This window comes from Corynebacterium sp. HMSC075D04 (assembly GCF_001815635.1).
GTDB classification, from domain to species: Bacteria; Actinomycetota; Actinomycetes; order Mycobacteriales; family Mycobacteriaceae; genus Corynebacterium; species Corynebacterium coyleae.
The window spans coordinates 1-5,904 of sequence record NZ_KV821370.1 but is presented as its reverse complement, the minus strand read 5'-3'; the positions used below and the strand labels follow the sequence as shown (position 1 = coordinate 5,904).

The 5,904-nt window shown below is 65.4% G+C and carries 5 protein-coding genes, 1 tRNA gene, 1 other RNA gene and 1 pseudogene; 7 read left to right on the top strand and 1 reads right to left on the bottom strand.

The window, feature by feature from the left end; all coding sequences use genetic code 11:
- Positions 1-37: 37 nt before the first annotated feature.
- Positions 38-123 (bottom strand) — tRNA-Ser (locus HMPREF3048_RS11030).
- A gap of 130 nt (positions 124-253) precedes the next feature.
- Between HMPREF3048_RS11030 and ffs the strand changes: the two genes are divergently transcribed.
- From ffs to HMPREF3048_RS10995, 7 genes and pseudogenes are all read left to right on the top strand, one after another.
- Positions 254-347, top strand: an RNA gene (gene ffs / locus HMPREF3048_RS11025) — signal recognition particle sRNA small type.
- A 71-nt stretch (positions 348-418) separates the two neighbouring features.
- Positions 419-1,690, top strand: a complete 1,272-nt coding sequence (locus tag HMPREF3048_RS11020; protein ID WP_070772312.1) for an aspartate aminotransferase type Ic — start codon at positions 419-421, stop codon at positions 1,688-1,690.
- On the top strand, positions 1,680-2,216 hold the full coding sequence (locus HMPREF3048_RS11015; RefSeq protein ID WP_070772309.1) for a hypothetical protein: 537 nt from the start codon (positions 1,680-1,682) through the stop codon (positions 2,214-2,216). Before HMPREF3048_RS11020 ends, HMPREF3048_RS11015 begins: the two co-directional genes overlap by 11 nt.
- A gap of 10 nt (positions 2,217-2,226) precedes the next feature.
- Positions 2,227-4,401, top strand: coding sequence for a DNA polymerase III subunit gamma and tau (locus tag HMPREF3048_RS11010; RefSeq protein ID WP_070772307.1), 2,175 nt, complete (start codon positions 2,227-2,229; stop codon positions 4,399-4,401).
- A 53-nt stretch (positions 4,402-4,454) separates the two neighbouring features.
- Positions 4,455-4,829, top strand: coding sequence for a YbaB/EbfC family nucleoid-associated protein (locus HMPREF3048_RS11005; protein ID WP_070451098.1), 375 nt, complete (start codon positions 4,455-4,457; stop codon positions 4,827-4,829).
- A gap of 67 nt (positions 4,830-4,896) precedes the next feature.
- Positions 4,897-5,523 (top strand): recombination mediator RecR, encoded by a 627-nt coding sequence (recR, locus tag HMPREF3048_RS11000; RefSeq protein ID WP_070570743.1) that lies wholly within the window; start codon positions 4,897-4,899, stop codon positions 5,521-5,523.
- Positions 5,524-5,615: 92 nt separating this feature from the next.
- A pseudogene (locus HMPREF3048_RS10995) lies at positions 5,616-5,904 on the top strand (HNH endonuclease); the annotation flags it as partial.

The following is a 5,904-nucleotide window of genomic DNA, read 5'->3' as shown; positions in this document are numbered from 1 at the left end:
ACTCATCCGTCAAGCATGACGCGACTCATGACATTTGCGGAGGATGTGGGATTTGAACCCACGAGGGTCGTGAAACCCGCACGCGTTCCAGGCGTGTGACATAGGCCGCTAGTCGAATCCTCCAGCGAACAACCTCCCCGGCATGCACCGGCGAAGCGTCTTTGGACATGGTAATGCACACACCCCACAGCGCCAAAACGGCAGGTGGGGCGCGCAGGTTGTGTTCTCACGCGACAGATGGCTACAGTGTCAGTCAGGATCTCACGCGGTGTTATCTTGTGAACTCCCCCAGGGCGGGAACGCAGCAAGGGTCAGCGAGCTCTAGCAGGTGCGTGGGGTCCCTTTTTCATGTTCGGGGACGGATAGGCCGCTACGATGGTGGGCACGCAAAATTCGCCTTCGAACATCTGGAGTGATGATGCCTCTCAAGGACCTGGACGCAGCCCAGTTCAACGAACTCGCCGAGCGCACTCGCGCACAGTACGAGGAACTCAAGGCCCGAAACCTCAACCTGAACCTGACGCGCGGTAAGCCGTCCGCAGAGCAGCTCGGGTTCTCTGACGCGTTGCTGTCGCTGCCGGGGGAGGGCGACTACACCGACAAGACCGGCGCTGACGTGCGCAACTACGGCAACCTCGACGGCATTGCGGACATCCGCGAGCTCTGGGCCGAGGCCCTCGGCGTCGCCCCGGAGAACGTCGTCGCGGGTGATTCCTCGAGCCTGAGCATCATGTTCGACCTCGTCTCGTTTGCCTATATCTGGGGCACCAACGACTCGCCGCGCCCCTGGAAGGGCGAGGAGACCGTCAAGTGGATCTGCCCGGTGCCGGGCTACGACCGCCACTTCACCATCGTCGAGCACTTCGGCTTCGAGATGATCCAGGTGCCGATGACCCCGACCGGCCCCGACATGGACCTCGTCGAAGAGTTGGTCAAGGACCCGCAGGTCAAGGGCATGTGGTCGGTGCCGATCTTCGGCAACCCCACCGGCATCACCTACTCCGCCGAGACCATCGAGCGCCTCTGCGCCATGGAGACCGCCGCGCCGGACTTCCGCCTGATCTGGGACAACGCGTACGCCATCCACACGCTGACCGACGAGTTCCCGGACAACCCGAACGTCCTCGAGATCTCCGCGAAGCACGGCAACCCGAACCGCTTCTGGTACATGTCGTCGACCTCCAAGATCACGCATGCCGGCTCGGGCGTGGCGTTCTTCGCCTCCTCCAAGGAGAACCTGGACTGGTACAACAGCCACGCCGGCGTGCGCGGCATCGGCCCGAACAAGGTCAACCAGTTGGCACACGCGCGCTTCTTTGGCGACGTCGATGGCCTGCGCGCCCACATGCTCAAGCACGCCGGTTCGCTCGCGCCGAAGTTTGCGGCGGTCGTCGAGGTCCTTGAGCAGCGCCTCAGCGAGTACAACGTCGCCGAGTGGACCAACCCGACCGGCGGCTACTTCATCTCCCTGGACATCAAGGACGGCTCCGCCAAGCGCGCCTGGGAGCTGGCCAAGGAAGCCGGCATCACCCTGACCAAGGCCGGCGCATCCTTCCCGGGAGGCATCGACGAGCACGACGAGAACATCCGCCTCGCACCGTCCCTGCCGCCGCTCGACGAGGTCCGCACCGCCATGGACGGCGTGGCCACCTGCGTGCTGCTTGCCTGCATCGAGGCGCATGAAAACTGATCAGGTCGCAGCATGGCTCGGGTCCTTCATGGACATCGAGCTCATGCTTATCGACGACGCCGCCGTCGCCCTCACCACCATCAACTCCACCCCCGCAGCCTGCACCGTCGGCTTCTCCCAAGTCGACACCGGACTGGTCATCGACGGGGATGGGGCGACTGATGTGCGGTGTGAGATTGTGACGGTAGGTGGGGTCGTCGATAAGCAACTGCCCGGGCGCGCCGTCGTTGCCGCAGCCCGTGCCATCGAGCGCCTCGGCATCCCCGCACAACCCGGCGTGCTGCTCGAAGGCGCCCTCGACGAGCTCGGCACCACCGCACGCCACGGCTGGCTGCGCGAACCCGAACTCTTCGACCGCGGCACACCGCTATACCGCGAACCCGACAGGCTCACCCTGCTGCTCGAACTCGTCGCACTCACCGACGACGAATACACCATCGCCCGCGACCAAGGCCTCGACGTCCTAACCCGCAGGTTGCGACGCCGCGGCACCAACACCACCGAATGGAATCGCGCGGCCGAGTAAGGTAGCCCGCGTGGCTCTGTACAGGAAATACCGCCCCGCAACATTCGGCGAAGTCGTCGGCCAAGAACAGGTAACCCGGCCGCTGTCCACCGCACTGGACAACGACCGCATCTCGCACGCCTACCTGTTCTCCGGCCCACGAGGCTGCGGCAAAACATCATCCGCCCGCATCCTCGCGCGCTCACTCAACTGCGCCGAAGGACCAACCTCCACCCCCTGCGGCGTATGCCCCTCCTGCGTCTCCCTCGCCCCCGGCGGCAACGGAAACCTCGACGTCATGGAAATCGACGCAGCCTCCCACGGCGGCGTCGAAGACATGCGCGACCTGCGCGAACGCGCCCTGTACGCGCCAAGCGAATCGCGTTACCGCGTCTTCATCATCGACGAAGCCCACATGATCTCCAAAGAGGGCAACAACGCCCTGCTCAAAATCGTCGAAGAACCACCCGCCCACCTCATCTTCATCTTCGCCACCACCGAACCCGAAAAGATGCTGGGCACCATCCGCTCACGCACCCACAACTACCCATTCCGCCTGCTCGCACCCCAAGCCATGCGTTCTCTTCTCGAGCGCATCGTTGCCGACGAAGGCGTCACCGTCGACGAAAACGTCTACCCCCTGGTCATCCGCGCCGGTGGCGGCTCCCCGCGCGACACCCTGTCCATCCTCGACCAGCTGCTCGCCGGCGCCGGACCCGACGGGCTGACCTACGACCTTGCCCTGCCACTGCTGGGCGTCACAGACCTCACACTTCTCGACGCCGCCGTCGACGCCATCGCATCCGGCGACGGCTCCGCCATGTTCCACACCATCGACGAAGTCATCGAATCCGGCCACGAACCCCGCCGCTTCGCCCTCGACCTCCTCGACCGCATGCGCGACCTCCTCCTGATCCGCACCGTCCCCGACGCATTCGGGCAAGGGCTTGTCGACGCCCCCACCGACCGCTCCGAAATCCTCAAACACCAAGCCGAACTCTTCACCCCCGCCCACCTCTCCGCCCTGGCCACCGAAGTCAACGACCGACTCCCAGACCTCGCCGGCGCCACCTCGCCCCGCCTACTCCTCGAAATCATGATGGCGCACCTCCTCACCGTCAGCGTTGGCGGTGGCGCGGTGGGCGCGGCCGGTGCTGGGGCTGGGGCTGTTGGCTCTGCTGGTTCTGCCAGTGGTGCTGTTGGTGCTCCCTCCGGCGTTACTGGCGCCGCTGGCGGGGGAGGCGCTGCCGCCGCCGCAGCCGCTGCAGCTGCCGCCGCAAGCTCCCGCACCGCCTCGCGCAAACCCGCGCCGACCGCCCAGCAGCCATCCGCGCCTGCCGCGCCCGCTGCGCCGGCGCCAGCACAGCCCGCTGCGCCAGCCGCGCCCGCTGCGCCAGCCGCGCCCGCTGCGCCGGCACAGCAACAGCCAACGCCGGAACCGCAGCCAGCACCCCAGCCTGAACCCACGCCCCAGCCTGAACCCGCACAACCGGATCCGGCTCCGCAACCCGCTACGCCCGAACCCGCGCCGGAGCCAGCGCCACAACCCGCGCCGCAACAGGCCGTGCCGCAACAGCAACAGCAGCAGCCGGACACGGACGACCTATACCAGCGCATCGAGCGCGACTGGACCCGCCTGCGCCAATCCGTCGGCGCACGCAACCAGGTCGCCGAAATCATGCTGACGGAGGCGAAACCGCTCGGCTTCGACAACGACACCCTCGTCGTCGGCCACCACACCGGAGCACTCGCTGACCGGATCAACGCCGAACGCAACAACGCAGACATCGTCGCAGTGTTCACCGAGAAGCTCGGTACGCCAATCAAGGTCCGTTGCGTGGTCGGCACCAACCCCGACGCCGCCCACGTCAAGCGGCCAGAACCGAGGGAGGTGTGGAATCCGGGGGAGGGGTCGTCGACAAGCGAAAAGCCCGAAGACCCTGCCCCCGCCAACAGTTGGCAAGCCGCAGTCGCCGCAGCCAGCCAAAAAGCCGCCGAACGAGCCCAACGCGAACGCGACGACATCCCACCACCACCCGAACCCACCGAACCATTCGAAGAAGCCGAACCCGAATACACCCGCGAAGACGAAGAACGCGACATGGCCCAAGAAGCACGCGACGGAGAACGAACCGCAGACCGCCGCGACGCCACCGAAGTCGCCATGGATCTCCTCGCCGCCGAACTCGGAGCCAAACCCCTCTAAGCGACGCGTACAATGGCCCACGGAGCTTTACCAACAAACGAAAGGTTGCAACCATGACCCAGCCACAGGACATGCAGGAACTCATCCGCCAGGCCGCCGAAGTGCAGGCCGCACTCCAGCAGGCACAGATGGAACTGCTGCAGACCGAGGTCACCGGCACCGCAGGCGGCGGCCTCGTTGCCGTCACCATGACCGGCGGCGCTGAAATCACCGACCTGACCATCAAGCCGGAAGCCGTTGACCCGGAGGACGTCGAGACGCTGCAGGACCTCATCCTCGCCGCATACCGCGACGCCCACGACCAGGCCGGCAAGCTCGCCGAAGAGAAGATCGCCCCGCTGACCGGCGGCGCAATGGGCGGCGGCGCACCGCAGGGTGGCGCCCCGCAGGCAGGCCCGGGCGAGATCCCGTTCGGCGGCATCGTCTAACCTGTCGCTTTCCGCGTCCGGCCGGCTTGGTCGGGCGCGTTTTTCATGCCACGAAAGGAACCCCCGCGTGTTTGAAGGACCGCTGCAAGACCTTATCGACGAATTCTCGCGCCTTCCCGGAATCGGCCCCAAGTCCGCGCAACGTATCGCGTTTCATTTGCTGAAGACGGAGCCAGAGGACATCGATAGGCTGCGCGCCGCCCTGGCCGCCGTGCGCGACGGGGTGACGTTTTGCCGCATCTGCAACAACGTCTCGCGCGAGGAAGTGTGCCGCATTTGCGCCGACTCGGGACGCGACAAGTCGCTGGTGTGCGTGGTGGAGGACGCGAAGGACATCCAGGTCATTGAGCGCACGGGGGAGTATTCGGGCCGCTACCACGTGTTGGGCGGGTCGTTGGATCCGTTGGCGAATGTCGGCCCGAAGGATCTGGCCATTGCGCCGTTGTTGCAGCGCATTGGCGGTGTGCTTGACGACGTCGACGGCGCCGACAACCCCGATGTCACCGAAGTCATCTTGGCCACCGACCCCGACACGGAGGGGGAGGCGACGGCGTCGTATTTGGCGCGTCTGTTGAAGGACTTCCCGTCGTTGACGGTGTCGCGCTTGGCGTCGGGTATGCCGCTTGGTGGGGACTTGGAGTTTGTCGACGAGCTCACGCTCTCCCGCGCGTTAACCGGGCGCCTCAAGCTGTGATTTGTGGATAACTCTTTACTTTTCGACGACTCCACGCCCAGTTATCCACAGGCCAGGTGCATTTTCTGCGCCGGGCGTTTAGCGTTTTGGGTATGAATTCGTTCGAGGTGTTAGTGCAGGCGATGTCGGCCGCAGCGTTAGAGACGCTGGCTGATTTCGACCTTGATGTTGCACTCGCCTCGGGCTTTGCACCGGATCGTGCGCGTGCCTGGTCGCGGCTGCGGGATGTGTACTTCGGGCGCACCAAGTTCACGCGCAAACAGAAGACAGCAAGTTCTTTAGCGCGAGGTTTCTCCCTCGACGAGCTGGCGCTGATCGAGCGTCGCATCGCACCGGTCAAAGATGCCTCCCAGCGGTGGGCGCTGCGCCTTGCCTTACTTG

Coding starts and splice junctions, on each gene's coding strand:
- HMPREF3048_RS11020 (WP_070772312.1), top strand. CDS start 419: ATGCCTCTCAAGGACCTGGACGCAGCCCAGTTCAACGAACTCGCCGAG.
- HMPREF3048_RS11015 (WP_070772309.1), top strand. CDS start 1,680: ATGAAAACTGATCAGGTCGCAGCATGGCTCGGGTCCTTCATGGACATC.
- HMPREF3048_RS11005 (WP_070451098.1), top strand. CDS start 4,455: ATGACCCAGCCACAGGACATGCAGGAACTCATCCGCCAGGCCGCCGAA.